Genomic DNA, 25228 nt, shown 5'->3' on the forward strand with positions numbered 1-25228 from the left:
CCTGCCGCAATGAACGGAGGTGACAAGCACATGCGTACGACACTGAAAGCGGTCCTGAGCCTGTGCGCGGGCGCCGCGCTGCTGCTGGCACCCCAGACCGTCGCGCCCCAGGCCGTGGCGCAGTCCGCCCCACCGACTTCGGCCCGGGCCGAGGCGCGGCCGATGGCCGACCCCGCCTACAAGATCCTCGTCTTCTCCAAGACGGCGGGCTTCCGCCATTCCTCGATCGACGAGGGCATCGCCGCCCTGCGCACCCTCGGCTCGGCGAACAACTTCACGGTGGACGCCACCGAGGACGCGGCGGCCTTCTCCGGCAACCTCACCCAGTACAAGGCGGTCGTCTTCCTCTCCACCACGGGCGACGTGCTGAACGCCGCCCAGCAGACCTCCTTCGAGAACTACATCAAGGGCGGCGGTGGTTACGTCGGCGTCCACGCGGCAGCCGACACCGAGTACGACTGGTCGTTCTACGAGGGCCTCGCCGGGGCGCTCTTCCAGTCGCATCCCGCGATCCAGTCCGCCACCGTCAAGGTGGAGGACCGGGCGCACGCGGCCACCGCGCACCTGCCGAGCAGTTGGCAGCGCACCGACGAGTGGTACAACTACCGCACCAATCCCCGTACCACGGCCCATGTGCTCGCCTCGCTCGACGAGTCGAGTTACTCCGGTGGCAGCATGTCGGGCGACCACCCGATCGCCTGGTGCAAGGATTACCAGGGCGGCCGCGCGTTCTACACCGGCGGAGGGCACACCGAGGAGTCCTACAGCGACCCGGCCTTCACCCGTCACCTGCTGGGCGGCATCCGCTACGCGGCGGGGATGACCAAGGCCGACTGCCGTGCGGAGACCGGTTACACGCCGCTCTTCAACGGCGCGTCCACCACCGGCTGGAAGCAGGCGGGGCCCGGCGGGTTCACCCTGGCGGACTCCACGCTCACCTCGTACGACGGCCTCGGCATGCTCTGGTACAACGCGAAGGAGTTCACCGGCGACTACTCGCTCAAGCTCGACTGGAAGCTGGCCGGTGACGATAACTCCGGTGTATTCGTTGGCTTCCCGGCCTCCGACGACCCCTGGTCGGCGGTGAACAACGGCTACGAGATCCAGATGGACGCCACCGATTCCCCCGACCGCACCACGGGCTCCGTCTACGGCTTCCAGTCGGCGGACATCGCCGCCCGGGACGCCGCGCTGAACCCGCCGGGGGAGTGGAACACCTATGAGATCAAGGTCACCGGCGAGCGCCTGGAGGTCATCCTCAACGGCCGGAAGATCAACGACTTCACCAACACGGATCCGGCGCGCAGCCTGAAACAGGGATACATCGGGCTGCAGAACCACGGGACCGGTGACGACGTGGCGTTCCGCAACATCCGGATCAAGCAGGAGGGCACGACGCCGCCGACGTCGCGCACCGGCGAGGTGAAAGGGGTGAACGGCAAGTGCCTGGATGTCCGTGGCGGGGCGTCCGCGGACGGTACCCAGGTGCAGATCTACTCCTGCAACGGCAGTTCGGCCCAGCAGTGGACGGTCGGCTCGGACCAGACGTTGAAGGCGCTCGGCAAGTGCCTGGACGTCTCCGGTGGCGGCAGTGCGGACGGTACGAAGGTCCAGCTCTATACGTGCAACGGTTCCGGGGCGCAGAAGTGGGCGCCGCAGTCCGACGGTACGGTCCGCAACCCGCAGTCGGCCAAGTGCCTGGACGCCTCGGGCGGCACATGGCCGGACAGCACGCCAGTGCACCTGTGGACCTGCCACGCAGGTGTCAACCAGAAGTGGACCCTGCCATAACGGATCGGCGCGTGATCGGCACGGCGTGACGAACGCGGCACGGATCCCCCCGGGTTCCGTGCCGCGGTTCGCCGACCGGGCAGCTGGGGAGCGATCATGGGGCGAGCACGACCGGACCGTAGAACAGGGAACCCCATGACTCTGCAGGAAGGCCAGCGGGTCAAGCTGGCCGCCGATCTCCGCCTGACCGACCCGATCGAGGTGTCCGGGGCGGTCATCGGCATCCTCTCCCTCGCCGCCGACACCGAAGGCACCGTGGAAGAAGTCGTCGAACATGTCCGGGAGGACGCCGATGTCCGCGAGTACGAGCGGCTCAAGGCGCTGCTCGACTCCTACGGTGACGGCATGCCCCCGGAGAGCAGGAGGCAGCTGGAGCAGAAGGTCGGCGGGCTGTACCCGACGTGGGTCGCGTTCCAGGAACAGGGGCCGATGGTCACGGTGCGGGTCCGCTTCGACAACGGGTTCGTCCTGAGTGCGTCACCGCAGGACCTTTACGTCCCCGTGTCGCCGGACGCCTAGGACCTGAATTTCTACGAGGGCCAGGCCCCGGCCGGCGTCGTGGCCGGGACCTGGGGGTGGCTCAGTCGGCCTGATTATCGGCTTGGCCGTCGGCCTGCTTGTCGGCTTGGCGGTCGGCCTGCTTGGGCAGGCAGAACATCAGAGCCCACATCAGGGCGAGAAGGCTGCCGACCCACCACAGCACGTTGAGGAACGCGTCGCTGTTGAGCCCGGCGTCGGGTGAGCCTCCGGTGGTGGCGAAGAACACCAGGGCGGTCAGCGCGGTCCCGAGGGCGATGCCCAGATGCATGACGGTGTTGAACAGGCCCGACGCCGACCCGGCGTCCTCGTGCGGAACCCTGGCCAGTGACATGTCGGCGAGCGGGCCGCCGACCATGCCGAGACCGAACCCGATCAGTACCACCGGAGCGGTCATCGCCAGCAGGGTCAAGTGCGCCTGGCCCGCGCCGACCTGAAACCCGTAGGCGGCCACTGAGACGAGCGTGATCAGGGCTCCGGCCTGCGGCAGACGGCGGGCGAAGCGCCCGGCGGTCTTCGCCGTGACCGTCGCGCCGCCCAGTTCTCCGACGGAGAGCAGTACGAAGGCCAGGGCCGCGTGGAAGGGGCTCATGCCCAGTCCGCGCTGGAGGTAGAGGCTCCAGGTCATGAAGAACAGCCCGCACAGCAGGCCGTGCATGAGCTGCGCGGTCATGCCGCCGGAGAACTGCCGGCTCCGGAAGAGGGTTAGGGCCACGAGCGGGGCGTCACCCTGCTTGCGCTGCTGGTGGCGCAGGAAGACGCCGAGGACGAGGAGGCCCGCGGCGAGCAGGGCGAAGCACCACAGCGGCCAGTGATGAAGGTGCCCCTCGGTGAGCGGGAAGACGATCAGGACGATGGCCGTCGCGGACAGCAGCATGCCGGTCAGGTCGAGCCGGGAGGCCCTCTTCACGGTCGATTCGGGGATGAACCGGTGTCCCAGGAGGAGCACGGCGAGGCCCACAGGCACGTTGACCAGGAAGATCGGCCGCCAGGACAGCCCGAACAGGTCCGCCTCGGTCAGCAGACCGCCCATCACCGGGCCCAGGACATTGGCGAGCGACATGACGGCCCCGTACAGGCCGAATACCTTGCTGCGGTTCTGCCCCTCGAAGGTGACGTGGAGGGTGGCCAGGATCTGCGGGATCATGACGGCCACTCCCACACCCTGGAGGGCGCGGGCGCCGATGAGCGCACCCGGCCCGACAGCGAGGCCGCACAGCAGCGAGGCCGTGGTGAAGACGACGGTGCCGACGAGGAGGATCTTCCGCCTGCCGTAGAGGTCGCCGAGGCGTCCGCCGGTCATCAGCCCGACGGCGATGGGCAGGGAGTAGCCGGTGGTCAGCCACTGCACCACGTCCGGTCCTGCGCCGGTCGACTCCTGGATCGCGGGCAGGGCGGTCAGGACGACCGACTGGTCGATCATGTCCATCAGCTCGGCGCCCAGCAGCACCAGGAGCGCGATCCAGGCGGCCAGGCCCATCTTCGACAGGCCAGGTGAGGGGTGGTTCGGGGGCGGGGTGGTGTGCGGCTCGTTGCCGAGCGCGGAGGAAGACACGACGAGGAGACTCCTGATCCAAAGGAATCGGGGAGCCCTGCCGACAGCCGCACCGGGGCCGGAGAACACGAGACCCGGGGCAGACGGCAGAGCCGCACCCGGGAAAGACTGAAAACAGGGGAGGGTGACGCAACTCAGGCCAGCGCGACGTCCGCCCCCGGACACGTGCGACACAACAGCACGCGGGGAACGCGGACGACTACATGGCCTGGTGGATAGGACGTCACCTCAAGATCGACACAGCAGGAACAGGAACTCCGGTCACTGCCACCGACACCTCGGCGCAGGAACCCGGTCACGATACGACATCCTCCGGCTCCGTCGCACATGAATTAGCGGGCCCGCCCCGGCCGGACCGTACGGCTTCGGCCCCGTAGGTGCCCAGGCCGCTCCGGGGCATGAGAGGGCGTGGCCGCGCCTGTGCGCAGTCGCCTGTTCGCGAGGTCAAGGAAGATCAAGAGGCGTGCGGCGAAGCACTGTGCAGGCCGCACGCCGTCATGACACTGGGAGCGAGGCAGAGTGGATAAAACGTTGCAATATCCTGATATTCGTGTGGTGGTCATAGAAGGCATTCCCCTGATCCTCGACGGTTTGCGCTCCGCGCTGGAAAGCGGCGGGATGACCGTCGTCGCAGGGACGCAGCACGCGCATGAGGGGGCCCGTGCGGTGCGCGAGGAGAGGCCTGACGTCGTCATCGTCGACCTCGACCCGCCCGGTCGCGCGGGGATCGAGCTGATGGAGCAGTTGCGCCGGCAGTATCCGGCGGTCCGGCTGATCGCCTGGGTGTCCCCTGAACACGACGACAACAAGCTGTTGTTGACCACACTCATGGCGGGAGGTACGGGTTACTTGCTGAAGAACACGGAAACGACGGACCTGCCCCCCACCGTGCGGGCCGTCGCGCAGGGATACGTCGTCGTGGGGACACGGGGCGGCGGCGAGTTTTCCGCTCTCTTGACAAGCCTGGCAACGGAGTTCCGGGAGATGCCGTTCCCGGTGCTCACGAACCGCGAACGAGAGGTCCTCCGGTTAGTCTCCTTCGGTTACGGGAATCGCCGGATCGCCCGGGAGCTGTTCATATCGGAGAAGACCGTGCGCAACTACGTCTCGGTCATCCTGCCGAAGATCCAGGTATCGAGCAGACAGGAGGCCATCATCGCGGCGCAGTTGTCCGGTCTGCAGACCACCGACTCCACCGGCCCGCGCACAGAAGCGCGTACTGGTCGCAGGCCGGCGGACGAATAGGCGCAGCACCGGGCCGGGGGACAGGGCGGCTCGGCCGTGACCGGCCCTCCGGACGTTATCCGCCGTGGGTGACGAGGCCCGCCGCCAGGAGCCGGCGCAGACTCCCGTCCACCTGCCGGGCGACCTCCGGTGAGTCCACCGGAAGATCCGCCGCGCGGGCGTAGGCCGTGCGCAGCGAGCCGGGGCTGCGACCGTCGCACAGGGAGTAGACCGTCCACGAGCGTGCGTTCAGCCAGTGCATGCGCGCGGACAGGGTGGTGCTCACGACGAGTTGTCCGAGGCTGGGCAGGGCGCACGCGTCGACCGGTGCGACCCGCTCCAGGACACCCTCCACGGGAGCCTCCGGCACGTGTGCGGCCTCCTCTGCGGGGGTGGCCGCCACGGCGGTGGTCCGCGCCGGGGGCTCGGGCGCCTCGTCGTCCACCAGCCGCAGGGCGGTGAGGAGCCAGTCGGCGAACCGCCGCCCGTTCTCGGTCAGGGCCTCATCGGGCAGGGACAGTACGCACTCCGCCAGGTAGCGGGCCCGTTCGACGGCCGTCCGGTGCGTTCCGTGCTGCGCGGCGGGGGTATCGGGGCTCGGCTCGTCGATCTCCTCCACCGTCGGAGGCGCGCCGAACCGCTCGCGCACCGACTCGCCGGCGGTGGCCGCGGCGGCGCGGAACACCAGCACATGAACGTAGAAGTGCAGGGCGACGAAGACCCGGATGAGCGTCCAGGAACCGATGCGCCACGGGATCGGCACCCGCTCGGTGGGGTTCGCGACCAGGGCGCCCGTCCGAAGGGCGTCGAAGAGTTTGAGGTGGGCGCCTTCGTGGAGCAGGCTCTCGGCGGCGAGCCACGGACTGGCGCAGCGCTCGGGCGCCAGGAGCACCGCCGAGGGGAGCGGGTCACCCCCGGACATCGACTGCAGGGGTCCCTCCTCCGTCTCGCGGTGAGTGAACCCGACCATGGTGACGTGCCCCAGCACCCCGGCTCCGGAGGAGGGCATCAGCGTCGCGAGGAGGTCCGCGCCCCCGCGCAGGCCCGCCAGGACCTCGTCCGTCGGGCGGACCGGCACCGTCGAGCCGCTGCCCACCGCGTCCCGGTACAGCTCCATGAGCCGCTCGCCCAACTTCTGCAGGGCGTCGTCGCGCGGGGGCGGCTCCGTGAGGACCCAGGTGTCGCCGAGGTGGGGCCAGGCGCGCACAGGGGGATCGGTGAGAGCCTCACAGGGGCCCATGGGAGGCGGTGTGTCCGCCGCGCCGTAGCCCAGACAGACGGCGAACGAACTGCGGTCGAGTCGGCCGCGCTCCAGCTCCACGAGGTCGACTTCGAAGCAGTTGCGCAGCACCGGGTCGTACAGCAGCGGGCGCAGTTGCTCGCCCGACGCCGCTGCCATGGTCCGCAGCAGGTCCGCGGCCGCGGCGTCGTGGTGCGCCAGCATGGTCAGGCCCAGCCGGAACCGCGCGAGGTTCCGCTCGCCGATGGCGGCGGAGTCGCCGAACTGCCGGTCGGCGCTGAGCAGGGCATCGGCGCGGGCCACGGTGTCGGCGTCCGGTCCGGCGCCCTTGGTGTCAGTGGACCTGACGGCGCTGATGGTCCCGGTGGAGAAGGAAGCGGACATCACGAACCATCCCTTGTGCTGGCTTTGCGTGTGCGGGCCGCCTGGCGCTCCGCTTCGGGGTGTCCGTGGGGCACCTGCTCGAAGGGCGCAGCGGGGCGCCCGTCCGCCGGGAGCGGTGGAGGGGTGTGCGCAGCGGCGTGGGGAAGGGGCGGGGCCGCCGGGGCGCCGGGCCGGGCCGCGACGGACGCCGGGCCCTCCGGCTCCGGCGTCCAGCCCGGGGCGCCGCGGATCAGGCGGTCAGGGCCGCCTGGTAGGACGGCAGCCAGGCGCGCTCCTCAGGAGCGTCGACGGCGACGGCCGAGGCATCGTCGTCGAGGTATGCCTCAGGAGCCAGGACGGGGGTCTCGATGGTGTCCACGAGCATGGTCAAGCCCTTCGGTCGTCGGTGGGGACATGGAGCGAGCCGGGTGGGCCGCCGTGCGTTCCGTCCGGCTTCGCTCATTCTCCGATGTGATCGTCCCGCCCTGATGGGGCCGTTGTCCCGAATCTTGTCCCGGGTACCAGCGGTGACGGTGAGCCAGCTGGGATTCCAGTGAGGCGGGTTGTCCCCCTTCCGGTCCGTCCAGCAGACTCCTGCCGGTGACCTCCGACCACTCCACCGGGACAGACGGCACCACGTACGGGCACGGGACGGACCGCACCACGTACGGGCACGTACTGGCCGACAGGCGCTTCCGGTTGCTGCTGGCCACCCGGGCGCTGACGGTGACCGCCGACGCGCTGCGCGTCCTGACTCTGTCGGTGCTCGTGTTCGCGGCCACTGGTTCGCCCCTGCTGAGCGCGGTGACGTTCGGCGCCGGCTTCCTGCCGCAGCTCGTGGGGTCCCTGGCCCTCGGTTCGCTCGCCGACCGGATGCGGCCGCGCGGGCTGCTCGTCGCCGGTCATGTGATGCAGTGCGGAGCGGCCGCGATCCTGGGCACGGTCGACTTGCCGGTGACGGCTGTCCTGGTGCTCGTCGCCACGGTGGCCGCGCTGACCCCTGTCTCCACCGGCGCGGCCAACCGGCTCGTCGCCGACACCCTCACCGGGGACGCGTACGTCCTGGGTCGCTCGCTGCTCAACGTCTGCGCGTCCTTGGCCCAACTGCTCGGCCTGGCCGTCGGCGGCGCCGCGGTCGCGTTCCTGGGCCCGGGGAACGCGCTGCTGGTGAGCTCGGCCGTGTACCTCGCCGCCGCGGTCGCCGTCCGTGTGCGGCTCCCCGACCTGTCCGTACGGGAAGGGGCCGCGGAGCCGAAGCCGCGGCGCGGGCGCGGATCGGTGCTGCGGGACAGTTGGTCCGGTGGCATGGGCCTGCTCGGCGATCGAAGGGTCCGGGCGCTGCTTCTCGCCCAGTGGCTGCCGCCGTTCTGCGTCGCCGGAGCCGAGGGCCTGGTGGTCCCTTTCGCGGAGGGCCGCCGGATGCCCGACGGTGCCGCCGGTGTACTGCTCGCCTGCCTGCCGGTCGGCATGCTCGCCGGAGACCTGGCCGTCGGCCGCCTGCTGCGGCCCGCCGTCCGTGAACGGCTGGCCGGACCCCTGGTGGTGGTTCTCGGGCTGCCGTTGACGGGTTTCGCGCTGGACCCGCCCTTGGTGGTGTGCGCCATGCTTCTGCTGGTCACCGGAGTGGGTTTCGCGTACGCCCTGGGGCTTCAGCGCGCCTTCGTCGAAGCTGTTCCCGAGGCGTGCCGCGGACAGGCGTTCGGGCTGCTCACGGCGGGGCTGATGTCCGTACAGGGCATCGGCCCGGTGGTCTTCGGAACCGTCGCCGAACTCACCGGCGTCGGTGCGGCCATCGCGCTCGCCGGTCTCGCCACGGTGTGCGCGGCGATCGCCACAGCGGCCGGCCCGGTGCGGCGACAGCGCCTGAGGGCGGACAAGCCGCCGACCCGGTGAGGGCCCGCGCGGGGCGCCCGGCACGGCACCCCGCCTCGCGAGCGGAGGTGCGCTTCACCGCACGTGGTGCATCCAGTTGTCCACGTCGGGGATGCGGCCGTGCTGAAGGTCGACGAGGGTTTGGCGCAGCTGACGGGTGACCGGTCCCGTGCCACCGTCGCCCACCGTCCAGTCGCCGTCCGTGTCGCTCACGGAGCCGACGGGGGTGACGACCGCCGCGGTGCCGCACGCGAAGACCTCGGTGATGTCACCGTTGGCGCATCCGGTGCGCCATTCGTCCACCGAGACGGGGCGTTCGGTGACCCGGTGCCCCAGCCGCGCGGCGATCCGCAGGAGGGAGTCGCGTGTCACGCCGGGCAGCAGGGTGCCGGTCAGCGGTGTCGTGATCACCTCGACGTCCCGGTCGTGCTGTCGGACGAAGAAGAGGTTCATGCCGCCCATCTCCTCGACCCACCGTCGTTCGGTGGAGTCGAGCCACACCACCTGCTGGCAGCCGGCGTCCTGAGCCCTGCGCTGCGCGACGAAGGAAGGGCCGTAGTTCGCGGCGCACTTGACGTCGCCGGTGCCGTCCGGCATGGCGCGGCTCTGGGTGCGGCAGATCTGCACCGACACCGGGCGCACCTCGTCGCCGAAGAACCCGCCGGCGACGAACGCGAGCACCAGGAACAGGTACTCCTCGGAAGGGCGCAGCATCAGGTTCACGTCGGTACCGAACATCAGCGGACGCACGTACAGACTGTGGTCCGGATGGTGGGTCAGCTCGTCCTGGTCGGCGGCGATCACCTGGTCGACGCCTCCGACGAACAGGTCCTCGGGCAGCTCGGGCATGGCGAGCCGGGCGGCCGATCGCCGGAAGCGGGCGGCGTTCTCCCAGGGACGGAAGACGGCCATGGAGTCGTCCGCCTGCCGGAACGCCTTCATACCCTCGAAGATCACCTGACCGTAGTGGAGCCCTATGGTGGCCGGATGGAGCGAGAGGTGGTCCATGGGCTGCAAGGCGGCGTCGTGCCAGCCCGATCGGGGGGAGTAGCGCAGGGTGTAGAGGTGGCGCGTGAAGGCGTCGCCGTGCCCGGGGGAGGTGTGCTGGGGGGCGAGACGGCCGGCGGTCGTGGTCATGCGGGTCTCCTGGGGTCGGGTTCCGGTCGGACGGGGAGGGGCGGCCTCCGGTCGGTCGGGGGAGCGGGTCCGCTCAGACGAGGGGCGCGGAGAAGAACGTCTCGCGTCGGCTGATGGTGCGGTCCGGTGCGAGGGTGAAGAACTCGGCGAAGCGGTGCTTCGCGGGTGTGCCGTCGTGCAGGACGCCCGCGAACGATCCCCGGACGGCGACCTCGTCGCCGCTGACCACCACGGCGTCGAGTGCGTGCCGCCCCTCCCGGATCTTGCGGGTGTGGGTGTAGAAGTGGCGCATCCCCGAGCGGCCGTGCACCGGTGGATAACCGGGCCGGTGATAGACGGCGTCCGAGGTGAACAGGGCGACGAGTCCGGGGACGTCGCCGGCGTCGACGCGCCGGTAGAACTCGTGCATGAGGGCTTCGGTCATCGGGTGTCTCCCACTTCCTGGAGGTAGCGGTCGAGTACGGTCCCGATCTCGGAGATCGGGCCGGGCCCGGCCATGTCGCCGTGCCGGCAGTCGATCAGGTGCACGTGCATGCCGCGGACGTGGGGCAGCCACGTGTCGGGCTTCGGGGTGGCGTCCGTTCGTCCCGCGGTGGCCTGGAAGAACAGCACGGGCCCGGGGTGGTGGGGCGGTGTGCCCGCGCAGCTGAGTGTCAGGTTGGCGGCGAAGGCGTCGGCGAGCCGTGCGCCCGTGCCGAGGGATTCCTCGAACTCCCGGGCGGCGGACGGCGTGTGGCCCAGGGACTCGCGCAGGGCCGCTCGGACGGACGGGTCGTCGGCGGTGTACGTCTCGCCGGTGGCGCGCGGCGGATAACCGTCCATCATCGCGAGAAGCGCGACCTCTTCGCCGCCCGCTCGCAGGGTGGCCGCCATCGCGTGCGCGACTGCCGCCCCGAACGACCAGCCCAGCAGGTGGTAGGGCCCGGCGGGCTGGACGGCGCGGATCTCGGCGAGGTAGTCGTTCGCCATCTCCCCGATCGTGGCCGGTGCGCGGTCGGCGGTGACCAGGGTGCGAGCCTGGAGCCCGTACACCGGACGGTCGGGCAGATGGGGCAGCAGCCCCGCGTAGACGGATCCGACCCCGGCCGCCGGATGGACGCAGAACAGCGGTGGCCGTGTGCCGTCGGTGCGCAGCGGCAGCAGGACGGACGGCGCCCGGTCGGCGGGGGAGCCGCTGAGCAGCCGGGAGGCGAGTGCGGCCGGTGTGGGTGCCTCGAACAGTGTCGTCACGCCGATACGTGTGCCGAAGTGTGTCTCGATCCGGGACATCAGCCGGATCGCCAGCAGGGAGTGCCCGCCGAGGTCGAAGAAACCGGCGTCGGCACCGACCGGCCCGGACCTTCCTAGGACTTCGCCGAAGAGTCGGCACAGTGTCGCCTCGTGCGGGCTGCTGGGCGCGCTGCCACGGTCCGGCTCGTCCGCGGGGGCGGGCAGTGCGTTGCGGTCCAGCTTGCCGTTCGCCGTGTACGGCAGGGTGTCCAGGGGCACGACGGCGGCCGGCACGAGATGGTCGGGGAGCCGGGCGGCGAGATGGGCGCGCAGCTCCGTGGCGCCAGGCGCAGTGCCCTCGCCGCAGGCGGCGTAGGCGACGAGCCTTCTGTCCCCCGCGCGGTCCTCGCGCACCGTGACGGCGCACCGGGCGACCTGGGGGTGTGTGGCGAGCACCGCCTCGATCTCCCCCGGCTCCACTCGGAACCCGCGCACCTTGACCTGCGCGTCCGCGCGGCCTAGGTAGTCGAGGGTGTGGTCGGGGCGCCACCGGACGATGTCCCCGGTGCGGTACATCCGGGCGCCCGGTGATCCGTACGGATCGGCGACGAAGCGTTCGGCGGTCGCGGCGGAGGCGCCGAGGTAGCCGAGTGCCAGGCCGCTGCCGGTCAGGTACAGCTCGCCGGTTCCGCCGGGCGGCACGGGGCGCAGCCGCTCGTCGAGGACGTGGGCGCCTTTGCCGGGGAGCGGTCGGCCGATGGGGATGCGGGGGCCGTCGACCGACGTCACCTCGTGGACGGTGCTGAAACCGGTGCTCTCCACGGGGCCGTAGCCGTTGACCAGCCGCACCTCGGGGAACGCGCGCCGCGCGTGGGAGGTGTGCGCGGCGGAAGCCGGTTCGCCGCCGGTCATCGCGCACCGGACGGTGGCGAAGACGACGGGATACTCGTCCAGGACGTGGTTGAACAGGCTTGCCGACGCGTCGAAGACGGTGACCTCGTGCTCGGTCACGAGGGTGGCGATGACCGCTGGGTCGAGGTGCGTGCCCGGGTACAGCACGCAGGTACCGCCGTGCAGCAGCGGTCCGAACAGCTGGGTGCCGAAGGCGTCCCAGGACACCGGTGCACTCTGCAGCCAGGTTTCGCCGGGTCCGAAGGGCGCGTAGTCCTGCCCGGTCAGGGTCGTGCTGATGGCGCGGTGGGAGGTGACCACTCCCTTCGGGGCGCCCGTGGAGCCGGAGGTGAACATGACGACCGCGGGATCTTCCGGGCGTGCGACGGGCCGCGCGGGCGGTGCGGGTGTGTCGGGCACCGACGCGAGGTCGACGCAGGCCCGGCCGAGCACCTCCGCCGATGCGGCCGTCCCGACGACCGTCCGGATGCCGGTCCGGTCCAGGACCGTGCGCAGCCGCCCGGCGGGGAACCCGGTGTCGAGCAGCGTGTAGCAGGCGCCGGTCTTCAGGACGCCCAGGAGCGCCGCCACGAGGTCGGGCCCGCGGTCGAGATGGAGGGCGACCACGTCACCGGGGCCGGTGGCGAGGTGCTGCGCGATGCGGTCGGCGTGGTCCTCCAGTTCGGCGTACGTGGTCCGACGGCCTTCGTACAGGAGCGCGGTCGCGGTCGGTGTCCGCGCGCACTGTTCGGTGACGAGGTCGTGCAGACACCCCGCGCGGACGTTCCGCTCCGCCGGGTCCGGTGACAGCGTCGCGGACTCGTGGCCGTCGGGCGCGACGAGGTGACTCAGCCGCCGGTCCGGGTCGCGGGCGACCTGGCGGAGCAGGTGTGCCAGGCGTCCGCAGAGGAGTTCGGCGGTCGCCGCGTCGTAGCGGGCGGTCGCGTACTCCCAGGAGAGCTGGAGACCGAGGGGGTCGCCCGCGGCGGTACGGGACTCCTGGACGCCGATCGTGGTGTCGAACTTCGCGCAGCCGTTGCCCTGGTGGTGCAGCTCCGTCCGGAGGCCGGGCCAGGCGGGCGGATCCCCGGTCCGGGTCGTCAGGACGAGCATCACCTGGAACAGCGGGTGGCGGCCCGGGGTCCGCGCCGGGTTGACCGCTTCCACGACCTGTTCGAAGGGGACGTCCTGGTGCGCGTAGGCGTCGAGGCCCACGGCCCGGACCCGGTCGAGGAGCTCGGTGAACGACGGATCGCCCGAGGCGTCCGCGCGCAGCACCAAGGTGTTGACGAAGAAGCCGACCAGGTCCTCCAGCGCCTCGTCGTCACGTCCGGCGACGACCGTGCCCACCGGGAGGTCGGTGCCGGCGCCCATACGGGTCAGCAGCGCCACGACGGCCGCGTGCACGATCATGAACAGGGTCGATCCTGTCCGGGCGGCCAGATCGAGCAGGGCCCGGTGCTCGACCGCGTTCAGTGACTCCGGGACACTGGCGCCGCGCTGGTCGAAGCGGACGGGACGCGGCCGGTCGGCGGGGAACCCGCACTCCTCCGGCGACCCCGCCAAGGCCCGCTTCCAGTAGTCCAGTTGGCGGGAGACGAGGCTGTCGGGGTCTTCGGGACGGCCCAGCAGGTCCTGTTGCCAGTACGTGTAGTCCGCGTACTGCACGGCCAGTTCTGGATAGTGCGGCGCGCGCCCGGCGAGCCGGGCGGTGTACGCCGTGGCGAGGTCCCGCAGGAGCGGCTCGACCGACCATCCGTCGCCGGTGATGTGGTGGACGAGGACGAGCAGCAGGTGCTGGTCCGTGTCGTTCACGCGGAACAGGGTGGCGCGCAGGGGAGGGGCCTGCGTCAGGTCGAAGAGGTGCCGGGCCGCCCTCTCCAGCGCCGCCTCGGGGTCGTCCACGGCGATCACCGGCAGCGGCACCGCCGCCGGGGGCATGATGCGCTGGCAGGGGGCGCCGTCCTCCTCGGGGTAGGCGGTGCGCAACACTTCGTGCCGGGTGACCACGTCGGTGAGGGCGGCACGGAGCGCGTCGTGCGACAGTTCCCCGCGCAGGCCCACGACGACCGGGATGTTGTAGGCGGGGCCCGGCGTGGCGCGTTCCAGGAACCACAGGCGCTGCTGGCTGAAGGAGAGCGGAGCGGCCTCGACGGCTGGTGAGAGTGGTGTGGTCCGGGTGGACGTCGTCATCGTGTCTCCTCCCGGCTGGCGCGGCGCCTGAGAGCGGGGCGGGCCCGAGGGCCGTCGGTGAGCCGTGCGGCCAGGGTGGCCACGGTCGGGTTCTCGAACACCGTCTTGATCGAGAGCTCCGTCCCGAGCACGGACCGGACCCGGTTGACCAGCCGGCTGACGAGCAGTGAATGGCCGCCGAGGGCGAAGAAGCTCTCGTCGAGCCCCGCGCCGCGCGTTCCGAGCAGTTCGTCGAAGAGTGCGCAGAGCGCCTTCTCCTCCCGGGTGCGGGGCGGGCGGCCGGACGGGGGACGGCCGTCCTGGTCCGGCACGGGCAGGGCCGCGCGGTCGAGCTTGCCGTTGGCGTTGATCGGCAACTGGTCGAGCAGGACATAGGCGCCGGGACGCAGGTGTTCGGGCAGCCGGTGCTCCATGTGTGTCCGCAGCGAGGCGGGATCCAGGTCCGCGGTGGTCTCGGGCACGACGTACCCGACGAGACGTTTGTCGCCCGGCCTGTCCTCACGGACCACGACGGCACAGCGCCGGACCAGCGGGTGGCCGCTCAAGGCGGCCTGGATCGCGCCGGGTTCGACACGGAAACCGCGGATCTTGACCTGGTCGTCCGTGCGGCCGAGGTACTCGACGGCTCCGTCCGCACGCCACCTGCCGAGGTCCCCGGTGCGGTACATCCGCTTCCCGTCGGGCGCCGCCACGAACCGCTGGGCGGTGAGCCCGGGTTGTGCGAGGTAGCCGTGGGCCAGGCCCGGGCCGCCCATGTAGATCTCGCCCGCGACGCCCGGCGGCACCGGGCGCAGATCGGGCCCGAGCACCCAGGCCCGTTTGCCGGGCACCGGCCTGCCCACCGGGACGCTCGCCGCGTCCGGGGGGATGTCATGGGTCAGGGTGAAGATCGTGTTCTCGACCGGCGAGTAGCCGTTGGTGAGGCGCAGGTGGGGATGGTGCCGCAGCAGGGCGCGGACATGTGCCACCGAGGCCGCCTCGCCGCCGGTGAGGACCGAACGCACGGTGGCGAACGCGTCGGCGTGTTCGTCGACGAGGTGGTTGAGCAGGCTCGCGGAGAAGTGCGCCGTGGTGACGCCGTGTTCGGTCAACAGTTGGGCGACCAGGCCCGGGTCGGTGAGGTGCCCCGGCTGCAGGACACAGGTGGCGCCGTGCAGGAGGGGGCCGAAGAGTTCGAGGGCGAAGGCGTCCCAGGAGACCGGAGAGCACTGCAACCACACGCGGTCCGCGTCGAAGTCGGTCCAGTCCTGTCCGGTGAGGGTTCCGACGAGCGCGCGGTGGGGTGTGACGACGCCTTTCGCCGTGCCCGTCGAGCCGGACGTGAACATTACACACGCCGTGTCCTCGGGCGAGACCGGCACCCGCGGGGCCTGTCCGGACGCGCGCGCGATCGACGCGGCATCGGCGTCCACCAGCACAGTACGGGCCGCCGGCACGCCCGCGGCGAGCGCCCTTGTGCTGATGACGACATCGGTGCCGCATCGCTTGAGGACATCGGCGAGGTGCGGTGCGGGGAAGCGGGGGTCGAGCATGGTGTAGGCGGCGCCGGTGCTCAGCACACCGAGCACGGCCACGGCCGTCTCCTCGTCGCGTTCGAGCAGGACACCGACGACGTCACCGGGCCCCACGCCGCAGTCGATCAGATGGTGGGCGAGCCGGTTGGCCCTGGTCACCAGCTGTCCGTAGGTGACCTGACGGTCCTCGCAGCGCAGCGCGGTGGCCTGCGGGCGCAGGGCGGCGTGCTCGGCCACCAGTTCGTGCAGACCGCGTGCCACAGGGGCGCGGTCCCGGCCCGTCCACCGGGTCGTGACGTCGAGGCGTTCCGCGGACGCCATGAGTTCGTAGGAGCCGATCGGCTCGTCCGGGCGGGCCACCGACGCGGCCAGCAGCCGCTCGAACCGCTCCACGGTCCGCTCGGCGGTGCCGCGGTCGAACAGGTCGGTGGCGTACTCCAGATAACCGGCCAGAGCGCCCTCGCTCTCGTGCAGCGACAGGGTCAGATCGAACTTCGCCACCTCATGGGGAACGGGTACGGGAACACAACGCGTCCCGGTGAGGTCCGCGGACGCCGCGGCGTTGTTCTGCAGGACGAGCATGATCTGGAAGAGGGGGTGGTGGGAGAGGGTGCGGTCGGGGTTGAGGGCGTGGACGAGGTGGTCGAAGGGGAGGTCCTGGTGGTCGTAGGCGGTGAGGTCGGTGTCGCGGACGCGGGTGAGGAGGTCGCGGAAGGTGGGGTTGTCGCTGGTGTCGGTGCGCAGGACGAGGGTGTTGACGAAGAAGCCGACGAGGTGGTCGAGGGCTTCGTCGGTGCGGCCGGCGACGGGGGTGCCCAGCGGGATGTCGGTGCCCGCGCCCAGCCGGCCGAGCAGGGCCGCGAACGCCGCCTGGACCACCATGAACGGGGTGGCCCCGAGCTCCCTGGCCAGTCCCGTCACCCCCGAGTACACCTCCGTGGGCACGCGCACCGGCAGGCACGCGCCGCGGTGGCTGGGACGGGCGGGCCGCGGCCGGTCGGGGGGCAGGGTCACCTCCTGCGGCAGTCCCGCCAGCCGCTCGCGCCAGTACGCGAGCTGGGTGGACAGCACGGAGCCGGGGTCGTCACCGCTGCCCAGCACGGTGCGCTGCCACCGGGTGTAGTCGGCGTACTGCACGGGGAGCGGCTCCCACCGCGGGGGCGCGCCGGTCAGCCGTGCGGCGTAGGCGGCGCCGATGTCGTCCAGGAGGGGCCGCAACGACCAGCCGTCGCCCGCGATGTGATGGAGCGTCACCAGCAACAGGTGCTCGTGGGCACCGGTGCTCAGCAGCCGGACGCGCAGGGGCGGCTCCTCGGCGAGGTCGAACCGGTGCCGCGCCTCGGCGGCGACCACCGAGGTGAGGTCAGCCCGTGCGACGGGGTGCGCGGCGAAGACGCCCGTCAGTTCGGCGGCGGGCAGCACGTGCTGGTACGGCGTTCCCTCGTGAGCGGGGTACACCGTGCGCAGAGCCTCCTGGCGGACGGCCGTGTCGGTCACCGCGGCCCCGAGGGCGTCGGCGTCCACCGCGCCGGTGACCTCGACGGCGAACTGCACGTTGTAGGTGTCCGTCCCGCCCTCGGTACGGTCGAGGAACCACAGCCGGGACTGCGCGGGCGACAGCGGCACGCGGGCCGGACGCTCGCCCGGTTCTAGCGCGGGGCGGACCGGGGCGCCCGCGTCGAGGACGTCGTCGAGGGCGCTGGGCGTCCGGCGGCTGAACAGGTCCTGGATGCTCAGCTCGCAGCCCAGTGCCGCCCTGATCCGGTTGACGAGTTTGGCGGCGAGCAGCGAATGGCCGCCGATCGCGAAGAAGTCGTCGTCGCCACCCACGTCGGGAAGGTCGAGCACCTGCGCGAACAGGCCTCGCAGGATCTCCTCCCGGGGGGTGCGGGGGGCCTGCGCCGATGACGCGTCCAGGGTGGGCGCGGGCAGTGCCGCGCGGTCGAGTTTGCCGTTGCCGGTGAGCGGCAGCGCGTCGAGCATGACGTAGGCGCCGGGCCGCAGGTGTTCCGGAAGGTGTTCCGCGGCATGATTTCGCAGCTCGGCGGTGGACAGCCGGCCGGCGGGGACGACGTAGGCGACGAGCGTCTTGTCGCCCGGCGGGTCCTCGCGGACGACGACGGCGCTCTGGCGTACCGCGGGGTGGCTCCCGAGGGCGGCGCCGACCTCCGCGGGTTCGATGCGAAAACCACGGATCTTGACCTGGTCGTCGGTGCGCCCGAGGTACTCCACCGCACCGTCCGGCCGCCACCGGCCGAGGTCGCCCGTGCGGTACATACGTCGTCCCGGTTCGAACGGGCAGGCCACGAAGCGTTCGGCTGTCAGGCCCGTTCGGTGCAGGTACCCCTGCGCCAGCCCGGGGCCCGACATGTAGATCTCGCCGGGTACGCCGACCGGTACCGGGGCGAGGAAGCGGTCGAGGACGTACACCGACTTGTCCCGCAGCGGACGCCCCACCGGGACGCCGCCGGCGGTGTCGTCCGGGGTGATGGTGTGGGTGAGCGTGAAAACCGTGTTCTCGACCGGCGAGTAGCCGTTGACGATCCGCAGCCCGGGCTGGCGGGCGAGGAGCTTCGCCACGTGTGGGGGAGACGCCGGTTCACCGCCGGTCATCACCTGCCTCACCTCGTCGAAGAGATGAGCGTGCTCGTCGACGAGGTGGTTCAGCAGGCTCGCCGAGAAGTGCACAGTGGTGACCCGGTGCCGTACGACCAGCTCGGCCACCCGGGCGGGGTCGGTCAGGTGCCCGGGGTGCAGGACACACGCGCCACCGTGCAGCAGCGGCCCGAACAGTTCGAGGGCGAAGGCGTCCCAGGAGACGGGGGAGCACTGCAGCCACGTCTCGTCGGGACCGAAGGCGGCGTAGGTCTGGCCGGTCAGGGTGCGCCACAGCGCCTCGTGCGGGGTGAGGACGCCCTTGGGCCGGCCGGTGGACCCGGAGGTGAACATCGCGCAGGCGACATCGCCGGGACGGACCGTCACCCCGGGCGCGGTACGAGGTCGGTGCGCGACGGCGTCGTCGTCCACGCGCACCCCGCCGGGCAGCGGCAGGGCGGCCCCGGTGAGGACGTGGGCGATGTCGCCTTCCGCGATGAGTGCCTCGAGCCGCGCCCGGGGCAGCCGCGGGTCCAGCATGGCGTAGGCGGCGCCCGCCTTGAGTACGGCCAGCACGGCGACGACGAGAGGGCGGTCCCGTTCGAGCAGGATGCCCGTCAGCTCCCCGGGACGCACGCCCGCGTCGATGAGGTGATGCGCCAACTGGTTTGCGCGGGCGTCGAGTTCGCCGTAGGTCATCCGGTGTGCACCCGTGATGAGGGCGGTGGCGTCAGGTGCACGCAGCGCCTGCTCGGCGACGACGTGGTGCAGGGTACGGGGGGACCGCGCGGCACCGGTACCGCCCTCTCCCGCCGCCAGCAGCTCTTTTTGCTCCGCTGTGGTGAGCAGTGCCGCCCGCTCGACCGTCGCGTCCGGGTGGTCGGCGAAGACGGCCAGTGCACGGGAGAGCAGCCGCGAGATGCGTTCGGCGGTCGTCCGGTCGTACAGCTCCGTCGCGTACTTGACGGTGCCGGTGACGCCGTCGGGTGTCTCGGCCAGGTCGAAGGTCAGGTCGAACTTGGCCACGTCCAGATCGACCACCCGGTGCTCGGTGCGCACCCCGGGCAGGTCCGGGGAGGCGGGCGGGGTGTTCTGGAGGACGAGCATGATTTGGAAGAGGGGGTGGTGGGAGAGGGTGCGGTCGGGGTTGAGGGCGTGGACGAGGTGGTCGAAGGGGAGGTCTTGGTGGTCGTAGGCGGTGAGGTCGGTGTCTCGGACGCGGGTGAGGAGGTCGCGGAAGGTGGGGTTGTCGCTGGTGTCGGTGCGCAGGACGAGGGTGTTGACGAAGAAGCCGACGAGGTGGTCGAGGGCTTCGTCGGTGCGGCCGGCGACGGGGGTGCCCAGCGGGATGTCGGTGCCCGCGCCCAGCCGGCCGAGCACCGCCACGACCGCGGCGTGCAGCACCATGAACATGGTGGTTCCCGTGGCCCGGGCCAGGTGTCGCAGCTTCTCGTGCGCGGCCGCGTCGAGGACGAAGGGGACGGCGTCGCCGTGTGTCCCGCGGACGGCGGGCCGGGGCCGGTCGGTGGGCACGGTGGCCTGCGCCGGCAGCCCTGCCAGGGCGGACCGCCAGTAGGCGTCCTGCCCGGCCAGGACGCTGCCCGGATCGTCCGGAGCGCCCAGGGCCGTCCGCTCCCACAGGGCGTAGTCCGCGTACTGGACCGGCAGATCGGGCCAGTTGGCCGGGCCGCCGCCGGTCCGGGCCCGGTAGGCGGCGCCGAGGTCTCGCAGCAGCGGGGCAGACGACCAGCCGTCACCGGCGATGTGATGCACGACGATCAGCAGGACGTGGTCGTCGGGCGCGACGCTCAGCAGGTGGCCCCGCAACGGCGGCTGCCGGGACAGGTCGAAGGGGTGCGAGGCCAGCAGCCTGATCCGGGCGTCGAGGTCGTCCTCCGGTACGTCGGCGACGCTCCAGGCCACGTCGACGTGGTCCAGCACGCGTTGCACGGGCACCTCGTCGACGAGCGGGAAGACGGTGCGCAACACCTCGTGACGATGCGTCAGGTCGTGAAGCGCTCCGCGAAGGGCGTCGGTGTCGACCGCCCCGCGCATCCGCAGCGCGATCGGGATGGTGTACGTGGCGCCGCCCTCGACCTGGTCGAGGAACCACAGCCGGGACTGTGCCCGCGACAGAGGCGGGTGCGCCGGCCGGTCGCCCGGCACCAGGGCGGGCCGGGCCGCTCGAGCCTTGCCGACGGCCGTCGCCAGCGCGCGCGGTGTGCGAGCCGCGAAGACGTCCGCCACCCGCAGTTCGACACCCAGTACCGAACGGACCTTGCTGATCAGGGTGGCCACCAGCAGGGAGTGCCCGCCCAGGGCCAGGAAGTCGTCCTCGGCGCCGATGTCGGGGACGCCGAGCAGCGTCGCGTACAGCCCGCACAGCGCCCCTTCGGTCGCGTTCGCCGCGGCACCTCCCGCCCCGGTCGTCAGGGCCGGTGCGGGCAGCGCGGCACGGTCGAGTTTGCCGTTGGAGGTCAGCGGCAGGGCGCCGAGCGGAACCACTGCCGACGGGACCAGATGCTCCGGCAGCAACTGGGCGACATGGGCGCGTATCTCCTCCGGCGCGGGCAGAGCGTCCCCCACCACGTATGCGGCGAGCCGGTGGTCGCCCCGTGCGGCCTTCCACGCCGTGACCGCGGCCTGGCGTACGGCCGGGTGCGTGGTGAGGGCGGCCTGTACCTCGGCGGGCTCGACGCGGAAACCCCGGATCTTGATCTGGTCGTCGCTCCGGCCGAGGAATTCGAGGACCCCGTCCCGAAGGCGCCCGAGATCGCCCGTACGGTACATGCGGCCACCGCCCGGCGCGGCGAGGAAGCGCGAGGACGTCAGCCCGGGCCGGCCCGCGTAGCCGTGGGCCAGGCCGCTGCCCGACATGTAGATCTCTCCCGTCTCACCCTCCGCGACCGGCCTCAGGTCGGGGCCGAGGAGGTGGACGGACTTGCCTCGCAAAGGCCGGCCGACGGGGACGGGGTCGTCGGAGAGGCGGATGCGGTGGGTGAGGGTGAACACGGTGCTCTCGACGGGCGAGTAGCCGTTGGTCAGGCACAGGTCCGGCCGCCGCCGCAGCAGCGTCCTGACGTGGCGCGGGGACGCGGCCTCGCCGCCCGTCATCACGTGGGTGACGTGGTCGAAGGTTTCCGGTCGCTCGTCCAGGAGGTGGTTGAGCAGGCTGGCCGACACGTGGACCGTGGTGATGCCGTGCGCGGCGACCAGTTCGGTGACGAGCGCGGGATCGGTGACGTCACCGGGCTGCAGCACGCAGGTGGCGCCGTGCAGGAGCGGTCCGAACAGTTCCAGGGCGAAGGCGTCCCATGAGACGGGGGAGCACTGCAGCCACACCTGGTCCGCGTCGTCGCCGATGAACGTCTGGCCGGTGAGGGTCGCGGTCAACGCCCGGTGAGGGGTGATCACGCCCTTGGGAGCGCCCGTCGACCCCGAGGTGAACATGACGCAGGCGACGTCCTCCGCGTCCGCCGTGACGTCGGGCGCCGTGCCGGGACGGGCGAGTACGGTCGGCAGCGAGGGGTCCACGGTGGACCACCGCGGCCCCGAGAACGGACCGTCCGGCGCGGTCAGCACGACGCGGACTCCGGCGTCCGCCGCCACAGAGGTCAACCGCCGCGCCGGAAAACGCACGTCGAGCATGGTGTAGGCGGCACCGGCCTTGAGCGTGGCGAGCACCGAGACGACGAGGTCCGTGCTCCGGGGCAGACAGACACCGACCACGTCGCCCGGAGTCACCCCGTCGTCGATGAGGTGGTGGGCGAGCCGGTTGGCGCGCCGGTCCAGTTCACCGTAGGAGACCCGGCTGTCGCCGCAGACCAGAGCGGTCGCGGACGGGGCCTCGGCGGCCCTGCGGGCGAACAGCTCGTGGACACACACGTCCCGCGCACCGCCGTCCTCCGCACTCTCCCTCCCCAGGCCTTCCCTGTCCGTCGCTTCGGCTTGCTGTGACCTGCTCAACGCATTTCACTCCTCAACCGTGTCGTGGATCGGCGCTCCGCCGTGGCGTCACCCGCGCAGCGCGGCGAGGCTTGCCGGCCGCAGATCCGTCCAGTGGGTCTCGACGAACTCCAGGCACGCGGCCCGGTCGTCCGGCCCGTGCTCCACCGTCCAGCCGGAGGGGATGTCGATCGTCGCCGGCCACAGCGAGCGCTGCCGCTCGTCATTGACCAGGACGAGAAAAGGCGCGTCGGACTCGTCGAAGGGGTTGGTCATCGTCAAGCTCCTTCTCCTCGGGACTCCACGTCGAGGGGCGGCGGTGGCTTTTGCGACGCTCTCCGCGTCGAGCGCGGACCGCTCTCTCCCGGGCTCCGCCGCGAAGGCGAAGCGCCGTACGCTCGGGGGCATTTGACACCCGTACGCGCGGGGTCACTTGAGACCCCGTACATTCGGGATCACCTGAGATTCCATACGCTCGGGATCACTTGAGACTAGGCGTGACCGGAGTCGTCCTCCGGCAGTCCCGGCGGCAGTTGGGCGGCAGATTCAGTGCCCGAGGCGCGGAAGGGGCCGTGGCCCGCAGACCGCCTCGACCGCTCCGGCGATCGCCAGGACGTCGTGCGTCCTCGCCGGGCCGAAGACCGAGACGCCGACCGGGAGCGGCCCGTGCGTACCGGCCGGGACGCTCACGTTCGGGAACCCCGCCAGCGCGGGCAGCGTAGTGGTGTTGCGGGCCGGCCGGTCTCCGCCGCGGTGATCCACCGGCCAGGCGGGGTCGCTGGTCGGCGCGATGATCGCGGAGACGGCGTGGGTGGCGAGCACCTCGCCGAGCACCTTGCGGGCCCAGTGGCGCGCACGGGCCCGCTTGGCCGCCGCCGCGGCACGCCGGTGGCCGGTGACCGCCTGCGCGCGCTCGAACAGGTCTTGGCCGAACGGTGCGGGCAGGACCCCGTTGCCCTCGATCAGCGCCGCCAGTGTCGACGGGGCGCCGCGCCGGGTGGCCAGGTAGGCCTCCAGAGCGGGCCGGAACTCCGCCGCGAGGGCGTCCAGGGCCGCGCGGAACACGTCGGCGTCCACGGCCAGGCCGACCGGCCGCACCACCGCTCCCGAGGCGCTCAGGCGCGTGGCCACTTGGTCGATGACCCGTTCCGCGGCAGGATGCATGGACTGCCCCGCCCACACCCCGAGCCGCAGGTGCGTCGGCGGTGGCACACGGACCGGCGGCTCCCCGGCCAGCGCCGTGAGCACGGTGACCGCGTCGTCCACACAACCGGCGAGTACTCCGGGGGTGTCGAGCGCGGGGGAGACCGGCACGATCCCGGCGAGCGGCAGCAGACCCCGCTCCGGCGTCACGCCGACCACGCCCGTGACCGACGCCGGGCAGACCACCGAGCCGTCCGTCTCGGTCCCGACCGCCAGCGGGGCCAGACCGGCGGCCACCGCGACCGCCGATCCGGACGAGGAACCGGCGGGGCTGTACCCGGCCGCGTGCGGGTTCCACGTCTGCCCGCCGACCCCCGACCATCCCTCGATGCCCCGCGTCGAGCGGTAGTTGCCCCACTCCGACAGGTTCGTCTTGCCGACCACCACGGCGCCGGCGCCACGCAGCAGAGCCACCACTGCGGCGTCCGCCTGCGGCGGGACCGCCGCCAGGAGCGGGGATCCCGCTGTGGTGGCGAGCCCGCGCGTATCGATGTTGTCCTTCACGAGGACCGGCACGCCCTCCAGGGGCCGCGCGCGGCCCTGCGCGTACCGGCGATCGGCCGCGCGCGCCCGCGCCATGGCGGACGGATCGAGGGCCAGGACCGCGTGGAGCTCCGGGTCGAGGGCGGCGATGCGTGTATGGCACAGCTCCACCAGCCCGACCGCGCTCGTCTCGCGCCGTCGCAGCTGACGGCGGAGCGGCGCCAGTGCGGGCCACGCAGCGGTCAGGTCAGTCAAGGCGGGCCCCCCGGAGGGCCGATGAGGACAGGAACAGGGCGAGCGCCGCGGCGGCGGCCACAGCGTGCAGTGCCAGGGTCACCGGGAAGCCGAAACCGTCGACGGCCGCGCCCAGCGCGGCGTTGCCGATGGTCGGCGCGACGAAGTCCAGCAGCGAGACGATCGCCATGACACGGCCGCGCATCGGTGTCGCCGCGTGACGCTGGATCAGCGACACCAGGACGAGGCTCGCCTGGGCTCCGGCCGCCCCCAGTGCCGCATAGCAGACCGCGGCCGCCACCACCGACGCCACCTGACCGAGCAGCAGCAGCGCCGCGGCCTGCGCTGTCACGCTGACGACGACCCCGACGCCGGGGTGCCGGCGGACCGGCAGCACCAGGCTCACCAGGAACGCCGCCGCCGCGCCCACCGTGAACGCGGACAGCAGAACACCCGCACCGGCGGCGCCCGCCCCGAGGTGCTCCGAGAGCAGGACCAGTCCGATGTTGATGGGCCCCGCGCCCGCGAGCCCGACCAGCCCGCCGGCGGCGAGCAGCAGCCGCAGCTCCCGGTGGCCCGCCGCATACCGCAGACCCTCGGCGATCTGCTTGATCAGCTTCGGCCGTGCCGTCGGCGGTTCGGCCGCAGCCGGGGGCCGGCTGCGCGACACCGCGACGGCCGACACCAGAAAGCTCACCGCGTTGGCCCCGGCAACCGCCACCATGCCACCGAGCCCGAGCAGCCACGCTCCGACGGGCCCGCCCGCCGTCTGGCCCGCCCGCAACCCCATCAGGTACAGGGCGTTGCCCCGCACGAGCTCCTCCGGCGGCAGCAGCAGCGGTCGCAGCGCGCCACTGGCGGGCAGGAAGAAGGCGCCCAGAAGACCGAGCAGCGCGGCGACGGCGATGAGCAGCGGCACCGACGGCCCGATGGCCAGGACCGCGAGCGCGGCGGCCCCCATCAGAGCGCAGCGCACCACGTCGGACGCCACCATCACCCGGACGGGGCCGTACCGGTCGGCGACAGCCCCCGTACCGAGCAGGGCGGAGATCCGCGGCACACCGGCCAGCGCCAGGACGGCTCCGGCGGTCGTCGCGTCGGTCTTCCCCACGACCGTCGAGGCCAGCGCGATGGTCCACGCCGCGTCGCCGATGCTGGAGAGCCCGATGCTGCCGACGAAGGAGAGGTAGCGGGCGGACATCGGGCCGGAGCGCGCTGCGCGCGGCACCGTCTGATCACCAC

At 72.0% G+C, this 25228-nt stretch carries 14 protein-coding genes; 4 read left to right on the forward strand and 10 right to left on the reverse strand.

Annotated features, from left to right (window positions below):
* Positions 1 to 30 precede the first annotated feature (30 nt).
* Positions 31 to 1791: a ThuA domain-containing protein gene (locus C1N81_RS43970; protein ID WP_394437505.1), complete on the forward strand. Its 1761-nt coding sequence runs from the start codon at positions 31 to 33 to the stop codon at positions 1789 to 1791.
* A gap of 135 nt (positions 1792 to 1926) precedes the next feature.
* Positions 1927 to 2310, forward strand: a complete 384-nt coding sequence (locus C1N81_RS43975) for a hypothetical protein (protein WP_394437507.1) — start codon at positions 1927 to 1929, stop codon at positions 2308 to 2310.
* 61 nt (positions 2311 to 2371) lie between these two features.
* On the opposite strand, the gene C1N81_RS43980 is transcribed toward C1N81_RS43975, so the two are convergent.
* Entirely contained in the window at positions 2372 to 3883 is a 1512-nt protein-coding gene (locus tag C1N81_RS43980) for an MFS transporter (protein WP_394437509.1), read from the reverse strand.
* Positions 3884 to 4402: 519 nt separating this feature from the next.
* Between C1N81_RS43980 and C1N81_RS43985 the strand changes: the two genes are divergently transcribed.
* Positions 4403 to 5128: a LuxR C-terminal-related transcriptional regulator gene (locus C1N81_RS43985; RefSeq protein ID WP_394437511.1), complete on the forward strand. Its 726-nt coding sequence runs from the start codon at positions 4403 to 4405 to the stop codon at positions 5126 to 5128.
* Positions 5129 to 5183: 55 nt separating this feature from the next.
* On the opposite strand, the gene C1N81_RS43990 is transcribed toward C1N81_RS43985, so the two are convergent.
* Both C1N81_RS43990 and C1N81_RS43995 read right to left on the reverse strand, forming a co-directional pair.
* Positions 5184 to 6731, reverse strand: coding sequence for an aKG-HExxH-type peptide beta-hydroxylase (locus tag C1N81_RS43990; RefSeq protein WP_394437513.1), 1548 nt, complete (start codon positions 6729 to 6731; stop codon positions 5184 to 5186).
* Between the two features lie 229 nt (positions 6732 to 6960).
* Complete coding sequence (locus tag C1N81_RS43995; RefSeq protein WP_394437515.1) at positions 6961 to 7095, reverse strand: hypothetical protein; 135 nt, start codon at positions 7093 to 7095, stop codon at positions 6961 to 6963.
* 215 nt (positions 7096 to 7310) lie between these two features.
* Between C1N81_RS43995 and C1N81_RS44000 the strand changes: the two genes are divergently transcribed.
* Complete coding sequence (locus tag C1N81_RS44000; RefSeq protein ID WP_394437517.1) at positions 7311 to 8603, forward strand: MFS transporter; 1293 nt, start codon at positions 7311 to 7313, stop codon at positions 8601 to 8603.
* Positions 8604 to 8657: 54 nt separating this feature from the next.
* Here C1N81_RS44000 and C1N81_RS44005 read toward each other — a convergent pair whose 3' ends face one another.
* The 7 genes from C1N81_RS44005 to C1N81_RS44035 form a co-directional block, all read right to left on the reverse strand.
* Positions 8658 to 9719: a branched-chain amino acid aminotransferase gene (locus tag C1N81_RS44005; RefSeq protein ID WP_394437519.1), complete on the reverse strand. Its 1062-nt coding sequence runs from the start codon at positions 9717 to 9719 to the stop codon at positions 8658 to 8660.
* Between the two features lie 73 nt (positions 9720 to 9792).
* Positions 9793 to 10143, reverse strand: coding sequence for a nuclear transport factor 2 family protein (locus C1N81_RS44010; protein WP_394437520.1), 351 nt, complete (start codon positions 10141 to 10143; stop codon positions 9793 to 9795).
* Complete coding sequence (locus tag C1N81_RS44015; protein ID WP_394437522.1) at positions 10140 to 14012, reverse strand: non-ribosomal peptide synthetase; 3873 nt, start codon at positions 14010 to 14012, stop codon at positions 10140 to 10142. Before C1N81_RS44015 ends, C1N81_RS44010 begins: the two co-directional genes overlap by 4 nt.
* Entirely contained in the window at positions 14009 to 22006 is a 7998-nt protein-coding gene (locus C1N81_RS44020; RefSeq protein WP_394437524.1) for an amino acid adenylation domain-containing protein, read from the reverse strand. The genes C1N81_RS44015 and C1N81_RS44020 overlap by 4 nt, the downstream gene beginning before the upstream one ends.
* A 129-nt stretch (positions 22007 to 22135) precedes the next feature.
* Positions 22136 to 22342 (reverse strand): MbtH family protein, encoded by a 207-nt coding sequence (locus C1N81_RS44025; RefSeq protein WP_394437526.1) that lies wholly within the window; start codon positions 22340 to 22342, stop codon positions 22136 to 22138.
* 270 nt (positions 22343 to 22612) lie between these two features.
* Positions 22613 to 24007: an amidase family protein gene (locus C1N81_RS44030; protein WP_394437528.1), complete on the reverse strand. Its 1395-nt coding sequence runs from the start codon at positions 24005 to 24007 to the stop codon at positions 22613 to 22615.
* Complete coding sequence (locus C1N81_RS44035; protein WP_394437530.1) at positions 24000 to 25214, reverse strand: MFS transporter; 1215 nt, start codon at positions 25212 to 25214, stop codon at positions 24000 to 24002. Before C1N81_RS44035 ends, C1N81_RS44030 begins: the two co-directional genes overlap by 8 nt.
* Positions 25215 to 25228 lie beyond the last annotated feature (14 nt).

It is taken from the genome of Streptomyces sp. SGAir0957 (genome assembly GCF_043523415.1).

Excerpts from the sequence above, each read along its gene's own strand:
- C1N81_RS43970 (WP_394437505.1), top strand. The coding sequence starts at position 31 with ATGCGTACGACACTGAAAGCGGTCCTGAGCCTGTGCGCGGGCGCCGCG.
- C1N81_RS43975 (WP_394437507.1), top strand. The coding sequence starts at position 1,927 with ATGACTCTGCAGGAAGGCCAGCGGGTCAAGCTGGCCGCCGATCTCCGC.
- C1N81_RS43990 (WP_394437513.1), bottom strand. The coding sequence starts at position 6,731 with ATGTCCGCTTCCTTCTCCACCGGGACCATCAGCGCCGTCAGGTCCACT.
- C1N81_RS43995 (WP_394437515.1), bottom strand. The coding sequence starts at position 7,095 with ATGCTCGTGGACACCATCGAGACCCCCGTCCTGGCTCCTGAGGCATAC.
- C1N81_RS44005 (WP_394437519.1), bottom strand. The coding sequence starts at position 9,719 with ATGACCACGACCGCCGGCCGTCTCGCCCCCCAGCACACCTCCCCCGGG.
- C1N81_RS44010 (WP_394437520.1), bottom strand. The coding sequence starts at position 10,143 with ATGACCGAAGCCCTCATGCACGAGTTCTACCGGCGCGTCGACGCCGGC.
- C1N81_RS44015 (WP_394437522.1), bottom strand. The coding sequence starts at position 14,012 with ATGACGACGTCCACCCGGACCACACCACTCTCACCAGCCGTCGAGGCC.
- C1N81_RS44025 (WP_394437526.1), bottom strand. The coding sequence starts at position 22,342 with ATGACCAACCCCTTCGACGAGTCCGACGCGCCTTTTCTCGTCCTGGTC.